Origin of the sequence: Lysobacter sp., from assembly GCA_013141175.1 — a bacterium.
Lineage (GTDB): Bacteria > Pseudomonadota > Gammaproteobacteria > Xanthomonadales > Xanthomonadaceae > Lysobacter_I.
On sequence record JABFRN010000001.1, the window covers coordinates 679,052 to 705,655 of the forward strand.

General features: G+C 65.1%; 26 protein-coding genes. 8 read left to right on the plus strand and 18 right to left on the minus strand.

What is annotated here, in order from left to right:
• Position 1: 1 nt before the first annotated feature.
• The 14 genes from gspD to HOP03_03225 form a co-directional block, all read right to left on the minus strand.
• Entirely contained in the window at positions 2-2,275 is a 2,274-nt protein-coding gene (gspD, locus tag HOP03_03160) for a type II secretion system secretin GspD (GenBank protein ID NOT87162.1), read from the minus strand.
• Positions 2,275-3,075, minus strand: a complete 801-nt coding sequence (locus tag HOP03_03165; protein NOT87163.1) for a hypothetical protein — start codon at positions 3,073-3,075, stop codon at positions 2,275-2,277. Before HOP03_03165 ends, gspD begins: the two co-directional genes overlap by 1 nt.
• On the minus strand, positions 3,062-3,676 hold the full coding sequence (locus HOP03_03170) for a general secretion pathway protein GspM (protein ID NOT87164.1): 615 nt from the start codon (positions 3,674-3,676) through the stop codon (positions 3,062-3,064). Before HOP03_03170 ends, HOP03_03165 begins: the two co-directional genes overlap by 14 nt.
• Positions 3,677-3,708: 32 nt before the next feature.
• A complete protein-coding gene (locus HOP03_03175; GenBank protein ID NOT87165.1) occupies positions 3,709-4,887 on the minus strand; it encodes a general secretion pathway protein GspL in 1,179 nt (392 codons plus the stop codon).
• Positions 4,888-4,984: 97 nt separating this feature from the next.
• On the minus strand, positions 4,985-5,881 hold the full coding sequence (locus tag HOP03_03180) for a general secretion pathway protein GspK (GenBank protein NOT87166.1): 897 nt from the start codon (positions 5,879-5,881) through the stop codon (positions 4,985-4,987).
• Positions 5,882-5,898: 17 nt separating this feature from the next.
• The gene (locus HOP03_03185) at positions 5,899-6,564 is read right to left on the minus strand and encodes a prepilin-type N-terminal cleavage/methylation domain-containing protein (protein NOT87167.1); all 666 of its coding nucleotides are present in this window, start codon (positions 6,562-6,564) and stop codon (positions 5,899-5,901) included.
• 26 nt (positions 6,565-6,590) lie between these two features.
• Positions 6,591-7,049, minus strand: coding sequence for a type II secretion system protein (locus HOP03_03190; protein NOT87168.1), 459 nt, complete (start codon positions 7,047-7,049; stop codon positions 6,591-6,593).
• Complete coding sequence (locus HOP03_03195; GenBank protein NOT87169.1) at positions 7,046-7,570, minus strand: prepilin-type N-terminal cleavage/methylation domain-containing protein; 525 nt, start codon at positions 7,568-7,570, stop codon at positions 7,046-7,048. Before HOP03_03195 ends, HOP03_03190 begins: the two co-directional genes overlap by 4 nt.
• A gap of 46 nt (positions 7,571-7,616) precedes the next feature.
• A complete protein-coding gene (gene gspG / locus HOP03_03200) occupies positions 7,617-8,063 on the minus strand; it encodes a type II secretion system major pseudopilin GspG (protein ID NOT87170.1) in 447 nt (148 codons plus the stop codon).
• Between the two features lie 76 nt (positions 8,064-8,139).
• Entirely contained in the window at positions 8,140-9,351 is a 1,212-nt protein-coding gene (locus HOP03_03205; GenBank protein NOT87171.1) for a type II secretion system F family protein, read from the minus strand.
• A gap of 143 nt (positions 9,352-9,494) precedes the next feature.
• Complete coding sequence (locus HOP03_03210) at positions 9,495-10,391, minus strand: hypothetical protein (GenBank protein ID NOT87172.1); 897 nt, start codon at positions 10,389-10,391, stop codon at positions 9,495-9,497.
• 72 nt (positions 10,392-10,463) lie between these two features.
• Entirely contained in the window at positions 10,464-12,182 is a 1,719-nt protein-coding gene (gene gspE / locus HOP03_03215; protein NOT87173.1) for a type II secretion system ATPase GspE, read from the minus strand.
• A 200-nt stretch (positions 12,183-12,382) separates the two neighbouring features.
• A complete protein-coding gene (locus HOP03_03220) occupies positions 12,383-13,513 on the minus strand; it encodes a PilT/PilU family type 4a pilus ATPase (GenBank protein ID NOT87174.1) in 1,131 nt (376 codons plus the stop codon).
• A 125-nt stretch (positions 13,514-13,638) separates the two neighbouring features.
• Complete coding sequence (locus tag HOP03_03225) at positions 13,639-14,676, minus strand: type IV pilus twitching motility protein PilT (GenBank protein NOT87175.1); 1,038 nt, start codon at positions 14,674-14,676, stop codon at positions 13,639-13,641.
• Positions 14,677-14,877: 201 nt separating this feature from the next.
• Here HOP03_03225 and HOP03_03230 point away from each other — a divergent pair, with 201 nt between their 5' ends.
• Genes HOP03_03230 through HOP03_03240 form a run of 3 tightly spaced genes read left to right on the plus strand, consistent with a single transcriptional unit; the run spans position 14,878 to position 16,907 of the window.
• Positions 14,878-15,615 (plus strand): YggS family pyridoxal phosphate-dependent enzyme, encoded by a 738-nt coding sequence (locus tag HOP03_03230; protein ID NOT87176.1) that lies wholly within the window; start codon positions 14,878-14,880, stop codon positions 15,613-15,615.
• A complete protein-coding gene (locus HOP03_03235; GenBank protein ID NOT87177.1) occupies positions 15,612-16,436 on the plus strand; it encodes a pyrroline-5-carboxylate reductase in 825 nt (274 codons plus the stop codon). Before HOP03_03230 ends, HOP03_03235 begins: the two co-directional genes overlap by 4 nt.
• Before the next feature lie 9 nt (positions 16,437-16,445).
• Entirely contained in the window at positions 16,446-16,907 is a 462-nt protein-coding gene (locus HOP03_03240; protein ID NOT87178.1) for a DUF4426 domain-containing protein, read from the plus strand.
• Positions 16,908-16,932: 25 nt separating this feature from the next.
• Here HOP03_03240 and HOP03_03245 read toward each other — a convergent pair whose 3' ends face one another.
• Entirely contained in the window at positions 16,933-17,721 is a 789-nt protein-coding gene (locus tag HOP03_03245) for an ABC transporter substrate-binding protein (protein NOT87179.1), read from the minus strand.
• A gap of 81 nt (positions 17,722-17,802) precedes the next feature.
• On the opposite strand from HOP03_03245, the gene HOP03_03250 reads away from it, so the two are divergent.
• Positions 17,803-18,750, plus strand: a complete 948-nt coding sequence (locus HOP03_03250) for a hypothetical protein (GenBank protein ID NOT87180.1) — start codon at positions 17,803-17,805, stop codon at positions 18,748-18,750.
• Positions 18,751-18,812: 62 nt separating this feature from the next.
• Here HOP03_03250 and pdxH read toward each other — a convergent pair whose 3' ends face one another.
• A complete protein-coding gene (pdxH, locus tag HOP03_03255; GenBank protein ID NOT87181.1) occupies positions 18,813-19,409 on the minus strand; it encodes a pyridoxamine 5'-phosphate oxidase in 597 nt (198 codons plus the stop codon).
• 135 nt (positions 19,410-19,544) lie between these two features.
• Positions 19,545-19,748 (minus strand): dodecin domain-containing protein, encoded by a 204-nt coding sequence (locus HOP03_03260; protein NOT87182.1) that lies wholly within the window; start codon positions 19,746-19,748, stop codon positions 19,545-19,547.
• Positions 19,749-19,819: 71 nt separating this feature from the next.
• Here HOP03_03260 and HOP03_03265 point away from each other — a divergent pair, with 71 nt between their 5' ends.
• The 4 genes from HOP03_03265 to HOP03_03280 all read left to right on the plus strand — a co-directional run bounded on the left by HOP03_03265 (position 19,820) and on the right by HOP03_03280 (position 22,938).
• Positions 19,820-20,383, plus strand: coding sequence for a shikimate kinase (locus HOP03_03265; GenBank protein ID NOT87183.1), 564 nt, complete (start codon positions 19,820-19,822; stop codon positions 20,381-20,383).
• Positions 20,380-21,498 (plus strand): 3-dehydroquinate synthase, encoded by a 1,119-nt coding sequence (locus HOP03_03270; protein ID NOT87184.1) that lies wholly within the window; start codon positions 20,380-20,382, stop codon positions 21,496-21,498. The genes HOP03_03265 and HOP03_03270 overlap by 4 nt, the downstream gene beginning before the upstream one ends.
• 61 nt (positions 21,499-21,559) lie before the next feature.
• Positions 21,560-21,814: a WGR domain-containing protein gene (locus HOP03_03275; protein ID NOT87185.1), complete on the plus strand. Its 255-nt coding sequence runs from the start codon at positions 21,560-21,562 to the stop codon at positions 21,812-21,814.
• A 47-nt stretch (positions 21,815-21,861) separates the two neighbouring features.
• A complete protein-coding gene (locus HOP03_03280) occupies positions 21,862-22,938 on the plus strand; it encodes a uroporphyrinogen decarboxylase (GenBank protein ID NOT87186.1) in 1,077 nt (358 codons plus the stop codon).
• Here the strand turns inward: HOP03_03280 and HOP03_03285 are convergent, their stop codons facing one another.
• A complete protein-coding gene (locus tag HOP03_03285; protein ID NOT87187.1) occupies positions 22,939-26,586 on the minus strand; it encodes a response regulator in 3,648 nt (1,215 codons plus the stop codon).
• Between the last annotated feature and the right edge of the window lie 18 nt (positions 26,587-26,604).

Genomic DNA, 26,604 nt, shown 5'->3' on the forward strand with positions numbered 1-26,604 from the left:
TTCAGCGATGCGGCTGCGCGGCCGGTGGCTTCGGCTTGCCCATCGGTTCCATCGCGCGGAAACGGCGCGAGTAGTCGTCGGTCAACGAGCGCAGTTCCTGCTGGTTGCGCATGATCGTCGCGGTGATCAGGATCACCACTTCGGTCCGGCTCTGGTTGGAGGATTGGCGACCGAACAGCGCGCCGATGACCGGGATCCGGGTCAAACCCGGCAGGCCGGACGAGCCGCGCGTGGTGCCGTCCTGAATCAGCCCGGCCAGCAGGACCGTGTCGCCGCTGCTGGTGACCGCTTCGGTCTTCAGCCGGCGCGTATTGATCCGCACGTTGCCGTTGACGTCGGCATCCGAGCCCGGCGAGCTCACTTCCTGCACGATGTCGAGGAAGACCGTGCCGTCCTTGGTGACGCGTGGACGCACTTTGAGGATCACGCCGGTGTCGAGGTACTGCACCGAACTGGTGGTGTTGTTGCTGCCGAGGATCGGATTGATCGACACGGTCGTGATCGGGATGCGACTGCCGACGTTGAGCGTGGCTTCGGAATTGTTCTTCGTCAGCACCGAACCGGTCTGCAACAGGCGCACGTCGGTGACCTTGTCCAGCGCCGTGATCACCGCGGCGGCATCGTTCTGGATCAGCGTCCAAGCCAATCCCTGGCCGTTCACGCCGCCGATGCTGGCGCCGAGCGTGCTCCACTTCGGCGGAATGCTGGGGCCGGTCAGATCCGGAAGGCCATTGTCGGTGGTCGCTTTTTCGAGGTACCAGTTCACACCGTAGGCCAACTCGCCGGCGAGCGTGACTTCGGCCACCTGCGTTTCGATATGCACCTGCAATGGCAACACGTCGAGTTTTTCGATCACGTCGAGGATCGAGCGCCAGGCCGAACCGGTCGCGCGCACCAGCAGCGTGTTGTTTTCTTCGATCGCGGACACCGCGACCTTGTCGCCGCCGACTTCGATGACCACGCTGCCACTACCGCCCTGGGCCGCATTCAGCGAAAGCGAGCCGCCGCCGAGACCGCTGCTGCCGCTACCGCCGCCGGCATTGATGCCGCCGCCGTCGTAGCCGCCGTCCTTGCCGTCGCCGCCGCTGCCGATGACATTGCCCTGGCCGCCCGGGATCAGCGAATAACCGCCACCGTCGTTGCCGCCGCTGCGATTGCCGCCACCGCCGCCGAAGACTTCGCTGAGACGCTCGCCGAGATCTTTCGCGGTGATGTATTTGAGTTCGTAGGAATGCAGCTTCACGCCCTCGCCCGCACCATCGATCCGGTCGATCCACTGCTCGATGTCGTCGAGATAATCGGCCTGCGAAGTGATCGCCAGCACCGCGTTGGCGCCGTCCAGCGGCATGAAGCGGAACATCCCCGCGACCGGCGATTTGCTCTGTTCGCCGAACACTTTCTCGAGATCCTGCACGACCTTGGTGGCCTTGCTGGACTGCAGCGGAAACACGCCGACCGACATGCTGGCCATCCAGTCGACGTCGAAGATCTCGATCGTGCGCAGATAGCTTTCGAGTTCCGCGCGGCTGCCGACGATGGTCAGCAGATTGCGGCCGGCGTCGACGGTGACGATGGCATTGGGGCGCGCATAGGGTTTGAGCAGTTTCTCCATCTCGGTGGCCGAGATGAAGCGCAACGGCACCACCCGCGACTCGAAGCCGCGGGCGCTGTCCGGCGAACCGCCGCGCGGCGTGACCACGCCGGTGCCCAGCGCCTGGTCGGACGCGACGATGCTGTAGCGGCCATCGCTGTAGATCATCCGCGCATTGTTCCAGCCGAGGATCATTTCCAGCACCGACAGCGCCTGCGCGGAACTGACCGGCTTGGGCGTGGAATAAGTGACGGTGCCCTGCACGTTCGGCGCGATGGTGTAGTTCTGGCCGAGCATGTCGCCGAGGATCGCCTTGACCACCGCGTGCAGCGATTCGCCTTCGAAATTGAAACGCGCTTCGCCGGTGGTCGCGCCGATGTCGGGCAGCGGCGCGGTGGCGGCGGAGCTGTTGATGACGCGGCCATTGCCGCGACGGATCTGCGCGCGCGGACGACCGTCCGCCTTCCCGCCTTCGCCCGAATCCCCGTCCGTGTCATCGGCGGCCTCCAGCGGTTCGCTGCGCACGGCCTGGTCGGCGCCGGTCTGCGCATCGCTCCCGACGGCACGGTCCGCATGCCGGTTGGCGTTGCGCTGCACGATCGGTACGGGCCCGGTGGCGCACCCGGCCAGCATCGTGGCGAAAGCGGCGGCGAAAAAGACGTGAGCGGTGGATCGGAGATTCATCATCGAATTCTCAAGGGGTTTGTCCCGGCGGGGGCGGGGTTCTGCGCTTCTTGGGCGGCCTGCTGCCGGAGTTGGGCGCGACGCGCTTCGATCCGCTTGCGGATCGCGTCGAGCTGCACCTGGGTCGACACATTCGCCGCATCGCCGTCGGCATTGGCGACGGGAGGCGGCGGTGGAACAACGGGTGCCGGCATCGGCTGCTCGCCGCCGGGCGGTGGCACCGGCATGTTCGGGTTGATCACGCCACCGGGCCCGGCGACCACGGGAGGCGGTGCGATCGGCGGCGGCGCGGCGCCGCCGATACCGTTGAACACGCGCAGTTCGAGGATCTTGTCGCCCTCGGGCCCACGGAACGTCGCGCTGCGCGGCAACAGCGACGCCAGCGTCCACTGCGGCGCGGTCTCGACGGCATCGCCGACTTTCACCCGCACCGGCTGGGCGCCATCGGCCGCCGGCTTGAGGATCGCCAACTGCACGCCCGAGGCGATCATCACGCTGGTGAGGACGTAGTCGAAGGTATTGACCTGCGCTTCCTCGCCGGTGCCGTCGATCCGGAACGGTTGCGGCTTGCGGTTCTCGGAGAAGATCGGGCGGGCGCCGATGTCGGCGTACTGCGCCTGCGGACCGGGACGGTCGGCACGGGGAATGGTCGTGGACGGCAGCTTTTGCGGCGCCTGCTCCACATCGGCATCACCGAGACGTTCGCCCAGTCCCAGCAGCGCGAACGCCCACAGGCAGACCGCCCAGCCGGCGATGCCGGCCAGCAGCCAGGTTTTGGGGCTGAGGCTATCGGCGCGCATCGGCGGGGCCTCCTGCGGTGGGGGCGACATAGCCGTACAGATCGAAGCTCACGTCCAGGCCGCCGCTGGACGGCGCCTGGTCCGGCGTGAAATAGAAACGCTGCGCGGTGGCGTTGAGGTTGTCCACGAACAGACGCGGCGAGCCGCTTTCGAGCGAATGCAGCACCATCGCCAGTTCCGGCGTGCCGCAGCGCAAACGCACCTGCACCACCGCGCGCGCGAAGCGCTCCTTGCGCGGCTCGGTCATCGGTGAACGGGTCTGGATCGCGCAACTGCGGTTCTTGGGGCTGGCTTCCTGCACCGCGGTTTCCAGCCGCTGGATCAGCGAGGCGGTCGCCAGCTCGGTGCTGGCCTCGCGCATGAAACCGGGAATCCGTGCCGCTTCTTCGCGCACCGAAGCGAGGCGTTTGCGGATCTCGGGGGCCTGCGCCAAGGTGGCGCGGGCACGCGCGTCGCGCTCCTGCAGACCATCGATCCGCGTCTGCAGGTCGAGCATCGGCACCGTCCACCAGGGATGCAGCAGCAGGAAGTAGGCGACCAGCAGCACCGCCGCCAGCAGCCCGAGCGCCAGCCAGCGTTCGCGATTGGGGATCGAGGTCATCCCCGGCGTCGAAGTGGGAGTCATGCCGGCGCTCATGGTTCGCCCGCCGGATTCGCGGCGGCCCGGCGTTCGGGTTTGGCCTTGGCCGACGGTGCGATGGTCAATTCGGCGGCAAGCGTGAAGCGATCCTTGCCCTTGGCGGGATCGGGCAAGAGCGCGCCGGTCAGATTCATCGAATGCCACAGCTTGGACGTCTGCAGCCGTTCGACCAAGCGTGGCGCTTCGGAGCTCAATCCGATGATCATCACCCGTTCGCCCTCGATCGACACTTTCTCGATGTAGGTGCTGTCGGGCAATCGACGGGTCAGTTCGTCCAGCACTTCGACCGTGCTGGGACGCCCGCTGCGGGTCTGCTGCAGGAAACGCAGACCTTCGACCAGATCGACCAGCTGTTTTTTCTCGGCGGACACTTTCTGCGCCTGCTGGCTGCGGCTCTTGGCCTGGACCTCGAAGGCATCGGCTGCGTCTTCACGATTGGTGAGGATCTGCCACAGGCCGGCCCCGAGCGCCACCAGGGCGACGATCGCCAGACCGATGTTCCAGGCCGCGCGCGGATCGCGGCGATGGCGGCGCTGGGCGCCCGGCAGCAGATTGATGCCCAGCGGCAGGCCGTCGGCATCGGCCATATCGACCCCGGCCAAGGTGGCGCGCAGCGGCGCCCCCAGGGCATCGAGCGCATGTTCGAGGCTGGCGCGCGGCACCACGATGAGCTCTGCGTCGATCTGGCCATCGCCGCGACGACCCAGCAGCCGGGCGTCGTAATAGACCTCGTCGAGCGTGAAAGGCGTCTGCCGGTCGATTTCGAAACCGAGCACTTCGCGCAGCCGGTCGGCAGCGGCAGCGGGCAGCGAAAGACGGCGGCGCAGTCCGCCGCGGCCGGACAACAGCAGCCAGCGCGGGAGGCTGTTGATGCGCGACACCAGCAACTGGCGCAAGGGTTCGTCGCCCGCGGATGCGGCATCCCACGGCAGCTCGGCCAGTTCGCGGATCGAGGCTTCTCCGGGCTGTACCGGCAAGGTCAGCGCCAACGACAGCGTCTCGCCCTCATGACGCAACAGCAGGCGCTGCTGCGCCAGGCCGAACACCGCCCGCAGTCGCGGTGGCAGCCAGCTGCCCAGTGCCGTGAGCCACCAGGCCCAGAAGCCGCGCAGTCCGGGCCACGCCCGGGAGAACCGGGGCTGAGGGGACTTCGACGCTGCCCGGGCGGGCATCGCATTGTCGGGGGTAGTGCTCAGATGCTGTCCTCGATCAGTCGCACGACGCACCGCCGCAGCGGCACGCCAACCATGGAAACCTCATGCGGAAACCTCATGAGCCGGGCTTGGACGGCCGTACGACGGCCCCCTCTTCCCAGCGCAGCGGCGTGTAGGCAGAGCCCGGCAGTCCGCTGTTGCCGGCGCGCACGACGGCGCGCAGAACCGATACGCGCCCGTCACGCAACCGCGCCCGGCTGTCGATACTATACGTGCCCGTGCCGACACCGACGAGAGAACCGGTCTCACCCGGCAGGCGCGGACGCCGCCGTTCGGCCAAGGTACGCTCCGGATCGACCCCCAGCGCCTGCAGCACTTCCGCGCTTGCATATTGCTCCGTGGGACGACCCTGCCCGCTGTAGACCGTCAGGTGCGGCGCAAGTTTCTCGAACAGTTCCGGGGTCATGCCCAGCACCAGCTGCAGCTCGGCCACGGTCTCGAACGGCGCATCCTTGGCGCCGTAAGGCCGCTCGTCCGCACTGTAGTCGGCGTCTTCGGCCCCGCCTTCGGCCTGGGTCAGCGTGTCGGGATCGCGCCAGTCCATGATCGCGGCGGCGATCTTGCGCGCCGGCTCGCGCTCCACGCCGACCGCCATGATCAAGCCGGCCATCAGATCGAGATCGGCGGCGTTGATGTCGACCTTGCCGGACTCGTCGACGATGGTGATGACGATCTCGGCGCCGCCGAATTGCCAGTTGTAGTCGCGGCCATCGGGTAGCCACTGCCGGGCCTGGTCGAGATCGACCACCCGGGTCATCGCGTATTCCAGGCCGGCGCGCGCGGCCTGGTCCGCCACCACGCCGTGGCTCAGGACCCGGCCCTGCATGTATTCGATCCGCGCGGTCAGTGCGAACGCGCCGACCACTGCGGTCAACATCGCGATCAACCACAGCACCAGCAGCAGCGCCGCGCCGCGCGAAGCGATGCGTGGCCGCCGAGCGCCGGCTCGCATTGAGTGCAGTACGGCCATCAGATCGGCACCTGCGACACTCCGCCGAAGCTCGCGGCCTGCGGCAGCGACACCACCATCGGCGGCCAACGGTCGCCGCGACCATCGACGATCTCGATCTTCACCTGCAGCGGCATGCGATCGCCCTGCGACCACACCTCTTCCCAATCGCCGATCCGGTTCTGCGCGTCCAGCGCGCGATAGCTGATCTTGACCTCGCGCAGGCCGCCGGCCAGCAGCTCCGGCGGACGCGGATCGCGCTCGGCGTTGACCTCGTTCGCCAGCACCACCGCGAAGTCGGCCTGCAGGCGGACGCCTTCGCCATCGTCCACCACGGTGATGTCGTGCAGATGAGGCCCGCCACGGCCGAGATACGCCGGCAGATCAGCGACGAAACGGATGCGGTCGGGCTCGCCGAGGAAACGCAGCGGCGAGCCGGTGCTTTCGTTCACGTCGAATGCGATCGGCAACGCCGAAGCGATGCGCCTGCGCAGGAAGCCCTCGACCGCGCGCATGCGCTCGTTGCGCTGCGCGGTGACCTCGCCACGGGTGGCAGCGGCGGACGCGGCGCGCAGCGTGGCGAAGCCCAGCGTCATCGCTGCGGCCAGCAGGATGGTGGCGACCAGGATTTCGATCAGGGTGAATCCGGAGGCCGCGCGTGCGGATCGCGGCAGCCGTCGATGCATGGGCGCGTGGTTCATGGGCGCATCCATCATGGAATCGCTCCGACAGCGTTGATGTCGGTCGGCGTCATCAGGCGCAGCGATTGCAGTCGCAGCGTTTCGCGCGGGCCACCCTTGCCCCAGCGCATGATCAGCTCCAACTGCAGCAACTGCGGCGCGCCCAGGACCTGCGGCTGACGCGGTGGCGCAGAGGGGTCGCGGAACGGCGCGACATTCATTTCCCAGCGATAGCGTCCGCCATCGATCTCGCCGTCGCGCTGCCCGACTTCCAGCGCCTCGCCGACGCCGGCCTGGTCCAGCAGCGATTGCGCATGCAGCGCGGCACGCCCGAAGTCGCTCGACGCACGCACCTGCTTCGTCGCGTTGGTGAGCGAACCGAGCAGCAACGTCATGGCGAACGCGAGCAGCGCGAACGCGACCACGACTTCGATCAGCGTGTAACCGCGCTGACCGCGCGATGCCGGCGATGTGCGACGCAGGCGATTCATCGCTCGACCTCACCCCTGTGCAGCGTGACTTCGCCGGTGAGCCAGGCCACGTCGACGTTCCAGGCGGCGTTCTTCACGCGCAGTTGGATCCGCCCGCCGGTGGACGCGCCGTCCTCGAAAAACAGGATCACGCCCTCGCCTTCGCGGGACTGCACCTGACGCACGCCGGTGAAGGTCACATCCAGCGTCTTGGGAAACGTGCCGCCATGCGATTTGGCCCCGGTCCAGGTGCGCTGCTCGGGCACGACCGTGAAGCGCTGCACGGTGCCGGTCGAGATCGCCTGGGCGCGCGCGTGACGCAGTTCAGCCACCAGTTTCTTGGCATTCGAGCGGAGTTTCAGTCCGTCCATGCCGCCGTTCATCGCACCCATCAGCACCAGCGTAAGCGCAGCGATCAAGGTCACCACGATCAGGATCTCGATCAGCGTGAAACCGTACGCTGCGCCCGAGGCCAGCCTGCGCGATGTCGGTCTTCGCGGCGGGGCCGATGTGGCGTGGCGCCGGGCGCGGAGTCGATTCATCGTGGCGTGGGCGCGAAGGGCGACGGCGCAAGCGCCGCCATGGCCGTTACTGCTCGTACTTGATGTCGGCGTCGACGCTGCTGCCGCCGGGCTGGCCGTCCTTGCCGTAGCTGGAAAGGTCGAATTCGCTGTCTTCACCGGGCACGGTGTACTGAAGCGGCTTCTTGAACTGGTCTTTCAGGTCTTTTTCCTTGGCGTACGGGCCGAGCCAGCCTTCGATCTGCGGATCGGTGACCAGGTCTTCCAGGCTGCGCGGATATTCGCCGACATCCGAGTTGTACTGCTCGATGCTGGCGGCGATCGTCTCGACCTGCACCTTCGTCAGCCGATGATTGGCCGTGTCCTTGTTTTTCATGATCTGGCCACCGACCACCGCAAGAATGCCGCCGATGAGCACGATGACGATCATGATTTCGATCAGGGTCATGCCGGCCTGCAGGCGACGCGACGGGAGACGGTGGGTTGAGCGGCGAAAACAGCGTGGGTCGCGCATATCGGTCAGTCCATTCAAAGAAGGTGGCGAATCGAATCGTGAAAGGAAGGCAGCAGACGAAATTATATGGAACCGCTCATATGGAACCGCTGAGCTGGTACATCGGCAGCAGCACGGCCATGATCACCAGCCCGATCACCACCGCCAATACCACCGTGATCACCGGCACCAGCAGCGCCAGCATGCGGTCCAGTGCCTGGCCGGTTTCGCCCTCGAAGGTGTCCGCGGTCTTCAGCAGCATGGCGTCGAGCGCGCCGGACTCCTCGCCGACCTGGATCATCTGCAGCGCCAGCCGCGGGAACCGCTTGCCCTTGGCGAGCGCGGTGGACAGGCCAACGCCGTTCTTGACATCGGTCGCTGCGGCTTCGACATCGCCGATCAAGGCTTGGTTCCCCAGGATGCGACCACCGATGCCCATCGCGGTGAGCAACGGCACGCCATTCTTGAGCAGGGTGCCGAGCGTGCGCGCCAGCCGCGCGGTTTCCATCTTGGCCACGATCGGCCCGGCGATCTTCTGCCGCAGCAGCCAGTCGTCGAAGCGCGCGCGGAAGCCGGGTTGCCGCCATTGCCGGGCGAACGCCCATGCGGCCACGACAGGAATGGCGACCACTACGAACCACCAGTCGCGCACGAACAGTCCCAGCCCCAGCACGATGCGCGAGAACAGCGGCAGCTCGGCATCGAGGTTGCTGTACATCTCGTTGAACTGCGGCACCACATAGCCCAGCAGGAACAGCAGCGACAGGCTCACCATCGTCATCAGGATCGCCGGGTAGATCAGCGCATTGATGACCCGGCCGCGCAGCGCGCGGCTGCGCTCGAGATAGTCGGCGAGCCGCTGCAGGGTGTCGTGCAGGCTGCCGCCGGTTTCGCCGGCGCGCACCATGTTCACGTACAGCCGCGAGAACGCGCCGTGCTGGCGCTCCAGCGCCACCGATAGCGCGGTGCCGCCACGCACCGCGTCGCGGATGTCGAGGATGGTGCGACGCGCGGCCTCGTCCTCGGGCAGTTCCAGCAGGATCGACAGGGCGCGGTCCAGCGGCTGGCCGGCGCCGAGCAGGGTCGCGAGCTGCTGGGTGAACTGCACCAGCCGCGCGCCGCCGAAGGGTTTGGGTTTGAACAGACTGCGCAGGGCCCACTCGCCGCCCGCAGCGGCGAGCACCGCTTCCATCGGCAGATGCCCCTGTTCCTGCAGGCGCAGCACCACCTCGGCGTCGCTGCCGGCCTCCATCTGGCCGTCCAGCACTTCGCCGCGCGTGTTCAGGGCTTTGTAGCGGTACAGGGGCATGGTGTCGGGAAAAGGCTATGGCGCGGGGGCAAGGACCGCGCGCGCGAGCAGGCGGCGTGGGCAGGCGGAGGAGCATATCGACCGCCATCGCGGATTGGGAGCCCGCGGCGCGTCGAAGGTTCCCCGGCTCGCGCCGCGACGGCTCATTTCGCCTTCGGCGCCAGAATGCTGTCGTTGATGGTCCTGATCAGCTTTTCGACCTGCGGGCGTTGTGCGTCGTAGTGCGATGAGACGCTCAGATAGCGTTCGTAATTCGGATCGCCGCAGGCGAAGTCGCTGATGCACAGCAGGTGCATGAGGCGCGAACCGCGCGCGCAATCGTAGCCCGCACGGCAGGACGCCATGATCCAGGCGAACTGGGCCGCTTGCCCCTTGAACGCAGGCGCCTGCTCCGGATCCGGCCAGTCCCCCTTCAACTTCGGCACCAGCAGCGACAGCTCGAACATCGCATCGGGGTCGCCACTGGCGCTCACCTTGTCGACGAAGTATCGGAACTGCGTGGGACTGAGCGTGGGCACGGTGCGCGCGAAATAACGCATCTCGGACGTGACGTCGCCGGCCTTGGCGCTCTTGTGGAGCCAGTATTGGGCGAGCCCGCTGTTCTTGCGCAGATCCGCAGCCGCCTGCGTGCACAGACGGTTGTAATCGTGCAGAAGCAGTTGGATGGTCGGTTGCGACAGCTGATCGGTCTTGGCCAGATTCCGGAGCATGTCCAAACTGCTCCGAAGTGCGCCGTCGAACGCCTTGCAATCTTCGTACAGTTCCGAAAGCCGGCGCTGCGCCACCAGATTTCCGCCCTCGGCCGCCTGCCGGATTTCGATGTAACTGGCTTCCCGCCACAGATGGCGGTGCTCTTCGACGAATTGCCGACTGCGCTCGGCGCGCACGGCCAATTCAGCCGGGCTTGCGCTCTTGGCCTGCGTTGCGGCGCTACCGGTCCGATCGGAAGAGGCGCGGTCGCGTCCCATCCACCAGCCGGCGACAGCCGCGCCGACCGCCACGACGGCCACGCACAGCGCGATCACGACTCCCTTCCTCATCCCCTGGACCTCATGCTGACCCTCTGCGGAAACCGCACGACACATAGTAACGAAGCACGCACCGGCCGGGCATCAGGCATCCTCCGTCACGCGCAGGACTTCTTCGAGCGTGGTCTTGCCGGCCAGCGCCTTGATGATGCCGTCTTCGTACATGGTGCGCATGCCGGACTGTTTCGCCAGTTGTTCGAGTTCGCCCATGCCGGCATGGCGCATCACCGCGCGGCGGATCTCGTCGTTCATCACCAGGAATTCCACGATGGTGGTGCGGCCGAGGTAGCCGGTCGGCGCGATCGCGGAACCGCGCGGGCGGTACAGATGGATCGTGCCTTCGGGCTGGTAGCGGCGCAGGCTGAATTTCTCGATCTCTTCGGGCGAAGGTTCGTAGCGTTCGGCATGGGTCGGCTCCAGCTTGCGCACCAGACGCTGGGCGAGGATGCCGTTGATGGTCGAGGTCAGCAGATAGTCCTCGACGCCCATGTCGAGCAGGCGGGTGATACCGCCGGAAGCGTTGTTGGTGTGCAGCGTGCTCAGCACGAGATGGCCGGTGAGCGCCGACTGGATCGCGATCTTGCAGGTTTCCAGATCGCGCATTTCGCCGATCATGATGATGTCGGGGTCCTGGCGCACGATGCTGCGCAGGGCATGGGCGAAATCCAGCCCGATCTGCGGCTTGGCCTGGATCTGGTTGATGCCCTCGATCTGGTATTCGACCGGGTCCTCGACGGTGATGATCTTCACGTCGGGGGTGTTGAGCTTGGACAGCGCGGTGTAGAGCGTGGTGGTCTTGCCCGAACCGGTGGGGCCGGTCACCAGCATGATCCCGTGCGGCTGCTTCAACACTTGCTGGAACTGCGGCAGGAAGTCGTCGGTGAAGCCCAGCTTGTGGAAATCGAAGACCACGGTCTCGCGGTCGAGCAGACGCATGACCACCGATTCGCCGTGCGCGGTCGGTACCGTGCTCACGCGCAGATCGAGTTCCTTGCCCTGCACCCGCAGCATGATCCGGCCGTCCTGCGGCAGGCGGCGCTCGGCGATGTTGAGCTTGGCCATGATCTTCACGCGCGAAATGACCGCTGCGGTGAGATTGGCCGGCGGGCTTTCGCCCTCTTCCAGCACACCGTCGATGCGGTAGCGCACCTTCAGGCGGTTCTCGAACGGCTCGATGTGGATGTCCGAGGCGCGCAATTCGACCGCGCGCTGGATGATCAGATTCACCAGCCGGATGACCGGGGCTTCCGAGGCGAGGTCGCGCAGATGCTCGACATCGTCGACATCGCCGGTTTCGCCTTCGGCGGTCTCCACGATCGCGCCCATCGCGCTGCGGCCCTGGCCGTGCCAGCGTTCGATCAGGTCGCCGATCTCCGAGCGCAGTCCGACCAGCGGCCGTACCTCGCGGTGGGTGGCGAGCCGGATCGCGTCGAGGGTATAGATGTCCTGCGCGTCGGCCATGAGCACGGCGACATGCGCGTCGCTCTCGCCCACCGGCACCGCCGCGAACTGCTTCATGAACTTCAGGCTGAGATCGACCCCTTCCGGCGGCAGGTCGGGCAATTCCTTGATCGCCACCAGCGGCAGCCCCAGCACCTCGGCGCAGGCCTCGGCGTGATCGCGCTCGGAGACCAGCCCGAGGCGGGCGATCAGCGCCAGCAATTCGCTGCCGGTTTCCTCCTGCAGGCGCTGCGCACGTACGAGGTCGGCTTCTTTCAAGCGCCCCTTGTCGATCAACGCAGCGACGATCCGTTCACCATCGGAGGCCGGCGGCAAGGTGATCTGCTCTTCGGTTGGCTGCATGACTGCGTTCACTGGTCCTGACCTCGGAACCGGCGCATCGGCCGTTGTGGGGGATGGTCTTACTCTAACAGGCGCCGCAACGCGACTTGGCGGGTCGCATTCCGGGAACGGGCGCCCTGCGCGCAGGCAGCGCGCACCGGGTCTATGGGGACCGCGTACCGCCGGTGAAGTTCACGGCGGCGCCATGGACGGCCTGGCGCTCAGCGGACCTCGGCCACTTCCACGCCGTCCAGACCGGCCGCCAGCGTGCGGGCGTCGCCGCCCTGGGCGAGCTTGATCTTCAGCCGCACCTCGTTCTGGGAGTCGGCGAAGCGCAGCGCGTCCTCGTAGCTGATCTCGCCGGCCTGATACAGCTCGAACAGCGCCTGGTCGAAGGTCTTCATGCCGAGGTTGGTCGACTCCTTCATCACTTCCTTGATCTTGTGGATCTCGCCGTCGCGGATGTAGTCCTGCACCAGCGGCGTGCCGAGCAGGATTTCCATCGCGACCTTGCGGCCCTTGCCATCGGGCGTCGGAATCAACTGCTGCGCGACCACGCCCTTGATGTTCAGCGACAGGTCCATCAACAGCTGGTTGCGGCGGTCTTCGGGGAAGAAGTTGATGATGCGGTCCATCGCCTGGTTGGCGTTGTTGGCATGCAGGGTGCACAGCACCAGATGCCCGGTTTCGGCGAAGGCGATGGCATGGTCCATGCCCTCGCGGGTGCGCACCTCGCCGATCATGATCACGTCGGGCGCCTGGCGCAGGGTGTTCTTGAGCGCGTTCTCCCAGCTGTCGGTGTCGATGCCGACTTCGCGCTGGGTGACGATGCAGCCCTCGTGCTTGTGCACGAATTCGATCGGGTCTTCGATGGTGATGATGTGGCCGCTGGAATTCTGGTTGCGGTAGCCGATCATCGCCGCCAGCGACGTCGATTTGCCGGTGCCGGTGGCGCCGACGAAGATGATGATGCCGCGCTTGGTCATCGCCAGCGTCTTGATGATCGGCGGCAGCGCGAGTTCCTCGATGGTCGGGATCTTCGATTCGATCCGGCGCAGCACCATGCCGACCTGGTTGCGCTGGTAGAAGCAGCTGACGCGGAAGCGGCCAACGCCGGAGACGCCGATCGCGAAGTTGCACTCGTGGGTCTTTTCGAACTCCTCGCGCTGCGCCGGGGTCATCACGTTCAGCACCAGATCGCGGCTCTGCTGCGGGGTCAGCGCGTTCTGGGTGATCGGCGTGATCTTGCCGTGGACCTTCATCGCCGGTGGCATGCCTGCGGTGATGAACAGATCCGACGCCTTCTGGTGCGCCATCAGCTTGAGGAACGAGGTGAAATCGATGGTGCTCATGGGGAACTCCGGATCTTGAATGGCTGCACCCTGATGACTGTCATCCCGAGCGCAACGAGGGACCTGCTTTCATCGGCAAAGAGACAACAGCAGGTTCCTCGCTGCGCCCGGGATGACACGAATGATTATTCGAACAACCGCTTGTCCTTGGCGTAACCCTTCGCCTGCTGGCGGGTGATCAGGCTGCGCTTGACCAGGTCCTGCAGATGCTGATCGAGGGTCATCATGCCGTAGGCCTGGCCGGTCTGGATCGACGAATACATCTGCGCGACCTTGTCCTCGCGGATCAGGTTGCGGATGGCCGGGGTGCCGACCATGATTTCCCAGGCTGCGGTACGGCCGCCGCCGACCTTCTTCAGCAGCGCCTGCGAAATGACCGCGCGCAGCGATTCGGACAGCATCGAACGCACCATCGGCTTTTCGCCTGCCGGGAACACGTCGATGATGCGGTCGATGGTCTTGGCCGCGCTGGAGGTGTGCAGCGTGCCGAACACCAGATGCCCGGTTTCCGCAGCGGTCAGCGCCAGGCGGATGGTTTCCAGATCGCGCAACTCGCCGACCAGGATGTAGTCGGGGTCTTCGCGCAGCGCCGAGCGCAGCGCTTCGTTGAAGCCGTGGGTGTCGCGGTGGACCTCGCGCTGGTTGATCAGGCATTTCTGCGAGGTGTGGACGAATTCGATCGGGTCCTCGACAGTGAGGATGTGGGCGTATTCGTTCTTGTTGACGTGGTCGACCATCGCCGCCAGCGTGGTCGATTTGCCCGAACCGGTCGGGCCGGTGACCAGGATCAGCCCCTGCGGCTGGTCGATCAGCTCACGGAAGATCGGCGGCGTCGCCAGGTCTTCCAGGGTCAGGACTTCGGAAGGAATGGTCCGGAACACGGCGCCGGCGCCGCGGTTCTGGTTGAACGCGTTGACGCGGAAGCGGGCCAGGCCGGGGATCTCGAACGAGAAGTCGGTTTCGAGGAATTCCTCGTAATCGCGGCGCTGTTTGTCCGACATGATGTCGTAGACCAGCGCATGCACCTGTTTGTGATCGAGTGCGGGAATATTGATCCGGCGAACGTCGCCGTCGACGCGGATCATCGGCGGCAGCCCGGCCGACAGATGCAGGTCCGAAGCCTTGTTCTTGACCGAGAATGCCAAAAGTTCGGCGATATCCATGCAAGCTCCCCGCGTTGCGATGTCGTGTTGATGACGTGATGGAACGACTGACCCGCCGGAGTATAGCCCCGGACCCGGCGCTGTCACCCCGCAGCCGCAAGCAGTTGGCTCGGCTTACACTGTCGATTCCGCGACGCGCGTCGCACACTGTCGATTCCGCGACTCTGGTCGCGTCCACGACACCGACCTTCCCCCGCCGCGATGTCCGAAGCCCTGCCCCATCCCGCACTCGACGCCATTCTCGAACGCATGTCCGCCGCCGCCGCGAGCGGTCGGCCCAAGGCGCGTCTGCTCGCGGTCAGCAAGACCCGGCCTGCGGAAGCCATCGTGCGCGTTGCCGAAGCCCTGCGCGCACGCCAGACCGATGGCCCGCTGGCCTTCGGCGAGAACTACGTGCAGGAAACGCTCGCCAAGCAGCCGGCGCTGGGCGGGCTCGGGATCGAATGGCACCTCATCGGCCACCTGCAGTCGAACAAGGCCCGCGAAGCAGCCGCCGCGTTCGACTGGGTGCAGACCGTGGACCGGCTGAAACTGGTCGAGGTGCTGGCCAGGCACCGGACACCCGATCGGGCGCCGTTGAACGTCCTCATCCAGGTCAATATCGACGACGAAACCAGCAAGCACGGCTGCCGTCCGGAAGAGGTCGACGCCTTGGCCGCCGCCATCGCCGCCCAGCCGCAGCTCGCCCTGCGCGGGCTGATGGCGATCCCGGCGCCCGAGCCCGACACGGATCGCCGCCGCAGCGCATTCCGGCGCATGCGCGGACTGTTCGATGCCCTCGCCAGCCGGCATCCCGACGTCGACACGCTATCGATGGGCATGAGCGAGGACTATGCGCTGGCGATCGCCGAAGGTGCGACGATGGTCCGCATCGGCAGCGCGCTGTTCGGCGCCCGTGCCCCGAAGACCGCATCCATCGACGTCCCGGAGACGCCATGACTTCCGAATACACCATCGCCTTCATCGGCGGCGGCAACATGGCCCGCAGCCTGATCGGCGGCCTGCTCGCCCGGGGTACGGCAGCCGCCGATATCCGCGTGTCCGAACCTGTCGAAGTCCTGCGCGAGGCGCTGGCCCACGATTTCGGGGTGACGGTCGGCGCCGACAATGCCGAAGCCGCCGGGCCTGCCGGGCTGTGGCTGCTGGCGGTGAAGCCGCAAGTCATGCGCGCGGTCTGCGAAGCGCTCGCGCCGCTGGCGCAGGCGCAGCGACCGCTGGTGGTATCGATCGCCGCCGGCATCACCGCCGCGCAGCTGCAGCGCTGGCTGGGCGGCGGCGGCGCCGTGGTCCGGGCGATGCCGAACACGCCGGCGCTGCTCGGCGCAGGCGTCACCGGTCTATTCGCCAGTGCCGAAGTGGACGCCAATGGCCGCGAACGTGCGGTCAATCTGCTGGCAAGCGCCGGCAAAACCGTGTGGATCGAAAGCGAAGCGCAGATGGATGCAGTCACCGCCGTCTCAGGCAGCGGCCCTGCGTACATCTTCCTGTTGGCCGAAGCGATGGACGCCGCCGCCTTGGCCCAGGGCCTGCCGGCCGAAGCCGCACGGGCGCTGGTGCTGGAAACCGTGCTGGGTGCCGCGCGGATGCTCACCGAATCCAGCGAGGACCCGGCGGAGCTGCGCCGCCGGGTCACTTCACCGGGCGGCACCACCCAGACCGCGATCGAGACCTTCGAGGCCGGCGGCTTCCGCGAACTGGTCGCCTCGGCCATCCGCAACGCCACCGAACGCGGCCGGCAGCTGTCCGCCGCCAACGACTGAGTCACCCCCATGCGACCGACCGCCATCGCCCTGCTCTGCCTCGCCCTGGCCGCCTGCGGCAACGATGCGCCCAAGCCGGCCAAACGCATCGACACCCCGCAGGAAGCGGTGGCTCGCGACGGCGACGTGACGATGCGGGCGAACGTGATCGCAACCGGGAACCTGCACGAACGCATGGCGCGGGAATACGGCATTCCGCGCGACGGCCGCAGCGTGCTGCTGATGGTGTCGGTGCGACGGGGACCGGAGAGTTCCGATGTGTCGCTGCCGGCGACGATCACCGCCAGCACGACCAATCTGCAGGGGCAGACCCAGCCCATCGCGATGCGCGAGATGCGGGTCGGCGAATTGACCGACTACATCGGCACTGCACAGATGTCGCCACCGGATACGCTGCGGTTCGATCTGAAGATCAAGCGTGAAGGCGCAGCCACTTCGACAATGGCGTTCTCGCGGGATTTCGAGCCCTGAGCGGCGCCGCAGCCTGAAGGCCGTTCTACCGGCGCGACCAGGCCTGGATGATCTTCGCGATCTCATGAACGCCGTCGGTCAAGGCAGCCGGACCCGGCTGCAGGATGATCGGCGATTTGATCTCGTGCAGCTCGCCGTGACGCACCGCGGGAATCGCATCCCAGCCCGGACGCGCAGCGACGTTCTGCGGTCGGAATTTCTTGCCGCACCACGAGCCGAGGATGATGTCCGGCGCGCGCCGGATCACTTCGTCCGTAACTTCGAGAATCCGCGCCTTCGCCAGCGATTCCGCCGCGCGCTCGGGAAAGATATCGTCGCCACCGGCGATCCGCACCAGCTCCGCGACCCAGCGGATACCGCTGATCAACGGATCGTCCCACTCCTCGAAATACACCTTCGGCCGACACGGCAGCGCCGCCGCCTGTGCGGCGATGGCGTCGAGTCCACGCTGCAGCTCATCGGCGTAGGCATTCGCTTTCTCCACCGCACCGACCAGCGCACCGAGCCGACGGATGTAATCGAGAATGCCGTCGACGCTGCGGTGGTTGCTGATCCACACCTCCACGCCCTGCTTGATCAGCGCCGACGCGATCTCGGCCTGGATATCGGAAAACCCGATCACGAAGTCCGGCTGCAACTTCAGGATCTCGCCGATCTTCGCCGAGGTGAACGCACTGACCTTCGGCTTTTCCTTGCGCGCGATCGCAGGCCTGACCGTGAACCCGCTGATACCGACGATGCGGTGCTGTTCGCCGAGCGCATACAGCACTTCGGTGGGCTCTTCGGTGAGGCAGACGATGCGTTGCGGCGGCATGCGACGGGTTCTGGCAGAGTGGATGCGATTCCAAAGTCTAACCGGTGCCCCATGCGCGTATGGCGACTGATCTTCGCGTCGATGCTGTCACTGTCCGCCTGCGACAGCGGCAAGATCGGTGCTGACGCCGGTGCCGGTGCCGCATCCACGACCAATACCGATGCGGGCGCCCGCAGGCAAGAACCCGATACTGGGGCATCGGATGAGAGCAACTCCGATGGCGCGGTTTCCGGAACCGAACACGGCCCTCCGGCAACGCGGAGCCATGTGGCGGAGCAGGCAGACATGGACGCCCTCATAGCCGCAGCCGAAGCTGCAGCATCCAATGCAACTGCGGATACGGCTTCAGGTAAACCTCTCGACCCGGCCGAAGCTGCAGTGGCAGCGGAATCGGAGCGGCAACGCACAGCCCTGCATTTGACGGTACTGGTACGCGATCGCAGCAGCGGCAGGCCCGTCGCAGGGATCGGCGTCGGCAGTGGCCGGACCGATGCAGAAGGGCGCCATGAAGAGCGGCGCGAAATGCCTCGGCCGAAAGAAAAAATCACGGCGTATTGCCCGAGCCGGGTGTTTCTTGCCCGTGGTCGGCGGATCGGGGCGGCACCCATCGTTGTACGCGACGGACGTGCGGATGCGGTCATCGAAGTGGATGCCACGCTGTGCGTGGAACCACCGCTGCGAAAGCAACGCATGCGCCTCGCAGGCCTTTACACGTGGGGATTCGAGACATCCAGCTTCGTGCCCTGCACCGGCATGCCTCCGGAAGCAACGTACTACGACACGCCAGGCCACTTCTGGGTCGATATGCCGCGTGTTATCGACCGCGCTATCGAACGCGCGGCCAGTCCGGACGATGACGACCTCATGACGGGCCGGATGGTCTATGTCGAATGGCTGGGCACCACCACGGGCCCGGGCCAGTACGGGCACATGGGCATGGCGCTGTACCATTTGGATGTCGAGGCGCTTTACAAGGTTTCGGCGACCCCGCCTGTCTCGTGCAGACCTGACGGCTTCAACGCTTTTTGATGCATCCCCCTCCGCCTCCACCAGAGCGCTGAACGCTCACCTTGATGCAGGCGCCCCGACAATCACGGATACAGCATCCGCTTCGTCCAAACCCCATCCGCACCGCGTTCGTAGAGGTACCGCTCGTGCAGGCGGTACTGCGCGCCATACCAGAATTCGATTGCGCGTGGCAGCACACGGAAGCCACCCCAGCGCGGCGGACGCGTCACGTCGCGGCCTTCGAATTCACGCTCGGCATCCTTGAAGCGTTGTTCGAAGGTTTCGCGGGCGTCAAGGGTCTCGGACTGATGCGAAGCCCAGGCGCCGAGCTGGCTGGCGCGCGGACGCATCGCGAAATACGCTTCGGCTTCGGCATCGTCGACGATCTGGACCTCGCCCTCGACCCGCACCTGCACGCCATCGTCTCCCAGCGCTTTCCAGAAGAACAGCAGTGCGGCGTTCGGATTCGCCTGCAGCTCGCGGCCCTTGCGTCCGTCGAGATGGGTGTAGAACACGAAACCGCGCGAGTCGTGCGTCTTGAGCAGCGCCATCCGCGCCGAGGGCAGGCCACCGGGCGTAGCGGTGGCGACGGTCATCGCAGTGGGCTCTGGAATGCCGGCCGCCTTGGCCTGCGCGAACAGCGAGTCGAACGTGGCGAGGGCTTCGGCGTAGAGGGTCATGACAGGGCTTCCGGATGCGGCGTTGCGACATTGTCGCGCGATGCCGCGTGGCCCGCACCTGAGCCGGATCAAAGCGCGGGACGCGCGAGGGCGCGTCCTCGCTGTGCTGCTCGATCGATGGATCGAGCGCAGCGCTTACTCGACGACGAAGCTCACCCGCATGTTCACCCGCCACTCGATGACATTGCCGGCGTCGTCGGTGACGGCCTTGGTTTCGTTGATCCAGGCGCCCTTGATGTTCTTGACCGACTCGGCGCACTTCTTCAGGCCGCTGCGGACGGCGTCCTCGACGCTGGTGTTCGACGCGGCATTGACTTCGATGATCTTGGCGATGGACATGGCGGAACTCCTCGATTGGGCCGGCAAGACGCCGGAACGGCAGGTTACGCCGCGGCTGTTAAAATCGCGCAATGAACCCCGCGCCCCACCTTGTCCTGATCGGCCCGATGGGCGCCGGCAAGTCCTCGCTCGGTCGCCGCCTTGCCCAGGCCCGGGGCTTGGCGTTCGTGGATCTGGACCGTGAGATCGAAGCCCGCGCCGGCGCCGAGATCCCGACGATCTTCGCCTGCGAGGGCGAAGCCGGATTCCGGCGCCGCGAATGCGAAGCACTCGCGGACGTGCTCGCCCGCGAAGGGTGCGTGATCGCCAGCGGTGGCGGTGCGGTGCTCGACCCCCTCAATCGTGCGCTGATGCGCCGGCAGGGTTTCGTGGTGTCGCTGCAGATCGATGTCGACGAACAGTTGGCACGGCTTGCCAACGACCGCAGCCGGCCGCTGCTGGCAGGTGCGGATCGGGCCGGGGTGCTGGCGCGGCTCGCAACCGAACGCGCGCCGCTGTACGCGGAAATCGCCGACCTGCAGTTCTCGCCTGCCGGCATGACACCTGCCGATGCGGCCGAACGCCTGGCCGATCTGCTCGATATCCACTGGCAATGCCCCGGCCCCCGTCCCGACCCCGTCCCGGAATCGCCATGACCGCCTCTGCACTCCGCGTCGTCCACATCGGTGGCGCCCACCCGTACACCATCTCGATCGGCAACGGCCTGCTCGACGACGGCATCGCGCTGGCCTCGCGGATCCGCGGCCGTCATGTCCTGATCGTCAGCGACGAACACGTCGCCCCGCTCTACGCGCGTCGGATCGAAGTGGCCCTGCACAACGTCCGCCCCGAGCTTCGGCTGAACCGGTTCGTGATGCCTGCCGGCGAACAGGCCAAGACCATGGCCCATTTCAGCCAGATCATCGATGTGCTGGCGACGTTGGGCGCGACCCGGGACGCCTGCGTGCTGGCGCTGGGCGGCGGCGTGGTCGGCGACCTCGCCGGATTCGCCGCAGCCTGCTGGATGCGCGGTATCGACTGCCTGCAACTGCCGACCACGCTCCTGGCGATGGTGGATTCCTCCGTGGGCGGCAAGACCGCCGTGGATCTGCCGCAGGGCAAGAATCTGGTCGGCGCTTTCCATCCCCCGCGAGGCGTGTTTGCGGACATCGCTGCACTCGACACCCTCCCCGACCGTGAATTGCGCGCCGGGCTGGCCGAAGTCATCAAGTACGGCGCGATCGTCGATGCGCCGTTTCTCGACTGGCTGGAAGCACACACCGTGCCATTGCTGGCGCGCGAGCGCGAGCCGCTGATCGAGGCGATCGCACGCAGCTGCCAGCACAAGGCCACGATCGTCGAACACGATCCCTTCGAACACGGCGAACGTGCGCTGCTGAATTTCGGCCACACCTTCGGCCATGCGATCGAAGCCGAACAGGGCTACGCCAGCCACGGCCTCGACAACCACGCCCTCAACCACGGCGAAGCGGTCGCGGTCGGCATGGTGATGGCGGCGCGGCTGTCCGCGCATCTGGGCATGGCCCCGGCGGTGGATGCCGAGCGCCTGCGCACCCTGCTGGCAGGATTCGGCCTGCCGACCACGCTGCCACAGGGGCTGGAACCCGATCGCCTGCTGCAGCGGATGCGCCTGGACAAGAAAGCGAGCGCCAGCGGCCTGCGCTTCGTGCTGTGGGAGGCGCCGGGGACAGCACGGATCGTCTCCGATGTACCCGAGGACGCGGTGCTGGAGACGCTGCAGGTAAGCTGACCCCTCATCCGCCCTTGGGTCCGGCGGCACGGACGGCAGCGTCACCGCTTACAATCCGCCCATGCGCCTCTTCCTGCAGCAACGCCCCGATGGACGCGAAGCCCCGCGCTTCGTGCAGTTGCAGCTGGAAGCCGACCTGATCGGCGGTTGGACCCTCACCCGCGAATCGGGCCAGGTCGGTGGTCGCAGCACGCTCAAACGCGAGCAGTATCTCGACCAGACCTCCGCACTCAGCGCGTTCGAGCGCGCCCGCGACCAGACATTGAAGAAAGGATTCCAGTTGATGTTCGCGCAAGGCGTCGACGCGCCGAACTGACCCCAGCCCGCTTTTCTCCAGCCGCTTTCCTACAGGATTCCCGCTTGATCACCGACACCGCCCCGAGCAACGACCGTTTCCTGCGCGCGCTCCGCCGCGAACCCGTCGACCGCACCCCGGTCTGGCTGATGCGCCAGGCCGGCCGCTATCTGCCGGAATATCGCGCCACCCGCAAGCGCGCCGGCAGCTTCCTGGCGATGGCGAAGAATCCCGACCTGGCCTGCGAAGTCACATTGCAGCCGCTGGCGCGCTTCCCGCTGGATGCGGCGATCCTGTTCTCCGACATTCTCACCGTGCCCGACGCGATGGGCCTCGGTCTGTATTTCGCCGATGGCGAGGGCCCGAAGTTCGAACGCCCGGTCCGCACTGCGGAAGATGTTGCCAAGCTCGCGGTGCCGGATATGGAAACCGAGCTGCGCTACGTGATGGACGCGGTGCGCGTCATCCGTCGCGAACTGGACAACCGGGTGCCCCTGATCGGATTCTCCGGCAGCCCGTGGACGCTCGCCTGCTACATGGTCGAAGGCGGCGGCAGCGACAATTTCTCGAAGATCAAGGCGATGGCCTTGAACGCACCGGACCTGCTGCATCGCATCCTCGCGGTGAACACCGACGCGGTCATCGCCTACCTGTCCGCACAGCGCGCGGCCGGCGCGCAGGCACTGCAGGTATTCGACACCTGGGGTGGCGCACTGGGCCCGGCGATGTATCGCGAGTTCTCCCTGCCGTATCTGACCCGGATCGCACACGAACTCGAACGCGGCGCAGGCGCGGCACGCACGCCGCTCATCCTGTTCGGGAAAGGCAACGCACCCTATCTGGAAGCGTTGGCCGCATCGGGTACAGAAGGTGTCGGCATCGACTGGACGGTGGAGCTGTCCGATGCCGCGCGCCGTACGCAGGGCAAGGTCGCGCTGCAGGGCAACCTCGACCCTGCGGTTCTCTACGGCAGCCCTGAAGCGATTCGCGGGCAAGTGCGCCAGGCGCTCGACAGCTACGCCGAAGGCAACGGCGGCTCGCGCGACGGCCACATCTTCAATCTCGGCCATGGCATGTCACCCGACATGGATCCCGAACACGTCGCCGCGCTGGTGCAGGCTGTGCATGAGATCAGCGCACGCTGATCAGTCCGTTTCGACGCGCTTCGCGAGCCGATCGTGCAGCGCGTCACCCAGCGCATCGCCCGTCAGCGGCTTGCGCAGGAACGCGTCGAAGCCCGCGTCTTTGGCATCCGATTCCGCACTGCTGTCGGCGCGCGCGGTGATCGCGATCATCGGCATGGTCCAGCCCTGCGCGCGAAGATGGCGCGCGAGCGCAAGCCCCCCCATCCCGGGCAGATCGAGATCGAACAACGCGATATCGAAACTGCCTGTCGCGATTTCGGTCAATGCCGCCAGCGCATGCCCCGCGTGCGTCACCCGATGACCCTGCGCCTGCAGCATCCCGACAAGCACATCCGCGACGATGGCGTCGTCCTCGACCAGCAGCACATCGCGGACCATCCTCACGCCACCAACCTCGTGCCGGAGATGCGGGTGTGTACCCACCGTCGTTGCGCGCGCCAACGGTAGCCGCACCGTAAAGCGGGTGCCGGCTCCCGGCGCGCTGTGCAGTTCGATACCACCGCCCATCGCCAACGCCAGTTCCTCGCAGATCGCAAGACCGAGCCCGCTGCCGCCATAACGACTCGCGGTGCGCGCGCCTTCGGCCTGCTCGAAGCGGCGGAACAAGCGCTGCTGCTGCTCGGTATCGAGACCGGGACCGGTATCGCTCACGATCATGCGCAGTCCGTGCGGCACCTCGGTTTCGATCGACAATGCCACCTCACCGCGTTCGGTGAACTTCACTGCATTGCCGAGAAGGTTGAGCAGGATCTGCCGGATCCGGGTCGGATCGCCGCACCAGCCGCCCCGAGCATCCGGCGCAATATCGACTCGCAGCATCAGATCTTTTCGGTCGGCCAAGGGACGCATCAACGCAGCCACTTCTTCCACCAATGCGTCGAGATCGAAATCAACGACTTCAAGCTCAAGGCGCCCTGCTTCGATGCGCGCGAGATCCAACGCATCGTTCACCAGCCGCAACAGATGCTCGCCCGCGCGACGAATCGACCGTACCTGCCCCTGCTGATTCTTATCGAGCGCGGTCGACAGCAACAGTTCGCTCATGCCGAGCACACCGGTCATCGGCGTACGCACCTCATGACCGAGATTCGCGAGAAAGCGGCTTTTCGCCTGGGACGCCTGCTCGGCGACCTCGCGCTTCTGCGCGATCATCTGGTACTCATGACGCCGCTTGAGTCGAAGACGATAGAGATAAGCTGCCCACCAGAACAGCATCGCGAGCGCGATGACATAACAGACCAGCGCCCACCACCGTTGCCACCAGGGCGCCTGGACCAATATCTCGATCCGCCTGATCGGAGACCATACGCCGTCGGCATTCGCCCCTTGCACCTCAAGGACATAATGCCCGGGCGACAGTGCGGAAAATATACGTTCTCCACGACTGCCTTGATCCACCCAGTCGGGATCATAGCCCGTCAATTTGAACCGGTAACGATAAGCCGCCGGATCGGCAAACGACATGATCCTTGCGACGATCCTGAGGTCACGATCATCCGGCTGCATGACCGCGCGCAGATCAGCGTTGCCGTATCGCGAAAAGGCGACAGTGTCCTCTCCACGCCGCAGCTCGATCGTCTCGACCGCCAACGCGGACGCACGTGGCGCTGGCAACGGTTGGTCCGGGTCGAACATGACGATGCCTTCTTTGGAAATCGCAATGGCCGGGCCGTCAGGGCTTCTTTTCAATACATCCACGGTGAAATCCAGACCGGGCAAGCCGTCCCTCAGCCCGAACAGGCGCGCACGATGCTGCCTGGAATCGTAATGGACCAGACCTCGGACAGTATTCAGCCAAATGTTTCCGGTGGAGGTCGCCAGCACGCTTCGTGTTTCCACGGACGGCAATCCTTGCTGTGCCGTCACCCGCTCGCGCAAGTGCAGCGCGACGCCATCCCATTCATAGCGTTCCAGACTTCCGAAGCGCGCCACCCACAACTGATTTTCGGAAGCGAAATCGAGGCCGTAAACATATTCTCCCGCAGGCAACGGGGCACGAACGAAACGAGCCCCATTCCAGCGCCTCAAGTCCTTGCCATCGCTGTACCACGGCGATCCGTCTGGTGAAAATTGCAAGTCGATAAAAGCTTCAGCCTCCCCGCCCAAAGTCTCTCGCGGTGAAAATTCCTTGACTAACTGGCCATCTTTCGAGTAGACCAACATCCCACCACCAAGCAAAGAAACCCATGCGCGACCATTCACGCAGCGCATAGACTCGTGTTTCCCCTTATTTTTGTCAGAAAACCCCGGAAAAGCACGCTTTGATTTCTTTGATTTTAGATCCAAAAACGAAATTCCATTATCATCTGCAATCCACACGCCATCATTTGAACAACTGGAAAAAATAAGGCGACTTTGCAAATTATTTTCAATAAAAATCGGGATCTTTCTGAACTCATCAGCGTACTTCTCTGCGCGATAAAGCCCTGCCCTTGTCAATATCAGGATACTTTTATCATCGTCAACTTCAGCGCCATGAAAGTCTATGCTTTTTTCGACAATTCCTTTAGGTAAACTCCAAAAAAAATCATTCCTGTAGGAAAGATATAACAATCCTTCTGAGTAACTCGCAAACCATAATCCTTGCTCTTGATCTTCAACAATCCTGCTCACTCCACTATCCATACCAAATCCATTACTTTGTATTTTATTGACATCAAAATTTGAAACTTTTCTATAAAGACCATAATAACTACCTATCCAAAGATTTCCGTTTCGCGTACTCAATACCACTGCTCGGCGGAATTTTCTTTCAACTACCTTTGAGACAGGCTTCACCTCTCCGTCTGCGGCTAGAAGAAAAAGGCCATTTTCAGCGCCTACCCAAGTCGAATCACCTGTTGCTGGAGACAGTATGAATACAGCATTGCCACCGGTTCTACCTTTGTGAATTTCTACTGGAGCTGAAGACATATTATTCGACTCGAATCGCCACAATCCCTTGTCTGTTCCAACCAATAAATTGCCAGAAGACGAAGCTTTAAGTGCCACAGGAATATGATCACCCAAGTATGATCGGCTACTAAATGGCGAATGGAATCGCTCAACGACCTTATTTAGCATGATTCGACATATATCTCCCGCACGGTTCCCAAGCCAAAGAGTCCCTTCCGGCGTCGATGTCATTGCAGTGATATCGATTCCACATCGAGCGGCGTCACCGCGGAACTGAATCGTCCTGGGAACTCGATGATCAGCGTCAAGGACGCTCAGTGCGAACCATGTCGCTGCCCATACCTGGTCCGCCGAATCCACATGAACCAGAGTCACTTCATTGTCCGGCAAAGAAGCCGGCTCTCCCACGACACGGCGCCAGTAGCGGAACATTGTCCCGTCGTAGCGCGCCAAACCATCGCCGGTGGCCACCCAGATGTATCCTTGGCGATCGATTGCCAGATCGTTGATCGTCGATGACAGGCCCTGTTCGACGCCGAACCGTATGAAGCGCGGCTCCCGTTGATCCGCACCACGAGCAGGCATCGCAGCCAGGACCTGGCCCGCGAATACCGGCAGCAGCAACACGCACTCCAGTGCGGTGATCGCGATCCCGCGCCAAACTCCCTTCAGCATCCTTCCCCCTTCGGTCCCATGGCACGCATCCCAGTGCAATGCTTTATTGCATTTCCAGACAGGCATATCCTGCGTCATCCGCCTAGAATCGGGCAA

Coding starts and splice junctions, on each gene's coding strand:
- gspG (NOT87170.1), bottom strand. CDS start 8,063: ATGCGCGACCCACGCTGTTTTCGCCGCTCAACCCACCGTCTCCCGTCG.
- HOP03_03275 (NOT87185.1), top strand. CDS start 21,560: ATGCGCCTCTTCCTGCAGCAACGCCCCGATGGACGCGAAGCCCCGCGC.
- gspD (NOT87162.1), bottom strand. CDS start 2,275: ATGAATCTCCGATCCACCGCTCACGTCTTTTTCGCCGCCGCTTTCGCC.
- HOP03_03175 (NOT87165.1), bottom strand. CDS start 4,887: ATGCCCGCCCGGGCAGCGTCGAAGTCCCCTCAGCCCCGGTTCTCCCGG.
- HOP03_03205 (NOT87171.1), bottom strand. CDS start 9,351: ATGCCCCTGTACCGCTACAAAGCCCTGAACACGCGCGGCGAAGTGCTG.
- HOP03_03180 (NOT87166.1), bottom strand. CDS start 5,881: ATGCGAGCCGGCGCTCGGCGGCCACGCATCGCTTCGCGCGGCGCGGCG.
- HOP03_03185 (NOT87167.1), bottom strand. CDS start 6,564: ATGCATCGACGGCTGCCGCGATCCGCACGCGCGGCCTCCGGATTCACC.
- HOP03_03225 (NOT87175.1), bottom strand. CDS start 14,676: ATGGATATCGCCGAACTTTTGGCATTCTCGGTCAAGAACAAGGCTTCG.
- HOP03_03195 (NOT87169.1), bottom strand. CDS start 7,570: ATGAATCGACTCCGCGCCCGGCGCCACGCCACATCGGCCCCGCCGCGA.
- HOP03_03170 (NOT87164.1), bottom strand. CDS start 3,676: ATGACCTCGATCCCCAATCGCGAACGCTGGCTGGCGCTCGGGCTGCTG.
- HOP03_03260 (NOT87182.1), bottom strand. CDS start 19,748: ATGTCCATCGCCAAGATCATCGAAGTCAATGCCGCGTCGAACACCAGC.
- HOP03_03270 (NOT87184.1), top strand. CDS start 20,380: ATGACCGCCTCTGCACTCCGCGTCGTCCACATCGGTGGCGCCCACCCG.
- HOP03_03245 (NOT87179.1), bottom strand. CDS start 17,721: ATGCCGCCGCAACGCATCGTCTGCCTCACCGAAGAGCCCACCGAAGTG.
- HOP03_03165 (NOT87163.1), bottom strand. CDS start 3,075: ATGCGCGCCGATAGCCTCAGCCCCAAAACCTGGCTGCTGGCCGGCATC.
- HOP03_03190 (NOT87168.1), bottom strand. CDS start 7,049: ATGAATCGCCTGCGTCGCACATCGCCGGCATCGCGCGGTCAGCGCGGT.
- HOP03_03265 (NOT87183.1), top strand. CDS start 19,820: ATGAACCCCGCGCCCCACCTTGTCCTGATCGGCCCGATGGGCGCCGGC.
- pdxH (NOT87181.1), bottom strand. CDS start 19,409: ATGACCCTCTACGCCGAAGCCCTCGCCACGTTCGACTCGCTGTTCGCG.
- HOP03_03235 (NOT87177.1), top strand. CDS start 15,612: ATGACTTCCGAATACACCATCGCCTTCATCGGCGGCGGCAACATGGCC.
- HOP03_03210 (NOT87172.1), bottom strand. CDS start 10,391: ATGAGGAAGGGAGTCGTGATCGCGCTGTGCGTGGCCGTCGTGGCGGTC.
- HOP03_03285 (NOT87187.1), bottom strand. CDS start 26,586: ATGACGCAGGATATGCCTGTCTGGAAATGCAATAAAGCATTGCACTGG.
- HOP03_03250 (NOT87180.1), top strand. CDS start 17,803: ATGCTGTCACTGTCCGCCTGCGACAGCGGCAAGATCGGTGCTGACGCC.
- HOP03_03230 (NOT87176.1), top strand. CDS start 14,878: ATGTCCGAAGCCCTGCCCCATCCCGCACTCGACGCCATTCTCGAACGC.
- HOP03_03220 (NOT87174.1), bottom strand. CDS start 13,513: ATGAGCACCATCGATTTCACCTCGTTCCTCAAGCTGATGGCGCACCAG.
- gspE (NOT87173.1), bottom strand. CDS start 12,182: ATGCAGCCAACCGAAGAGCAGATCACCTTGCCGCCGGCCTCCGATGGT.
- HOP03_03240 (NOT87178.1), top strand. CDS start 16,446: ATGCGACCGACCGCCATCGCCCTGCTCTGCCTCGCCCTGGCCGCCTGC.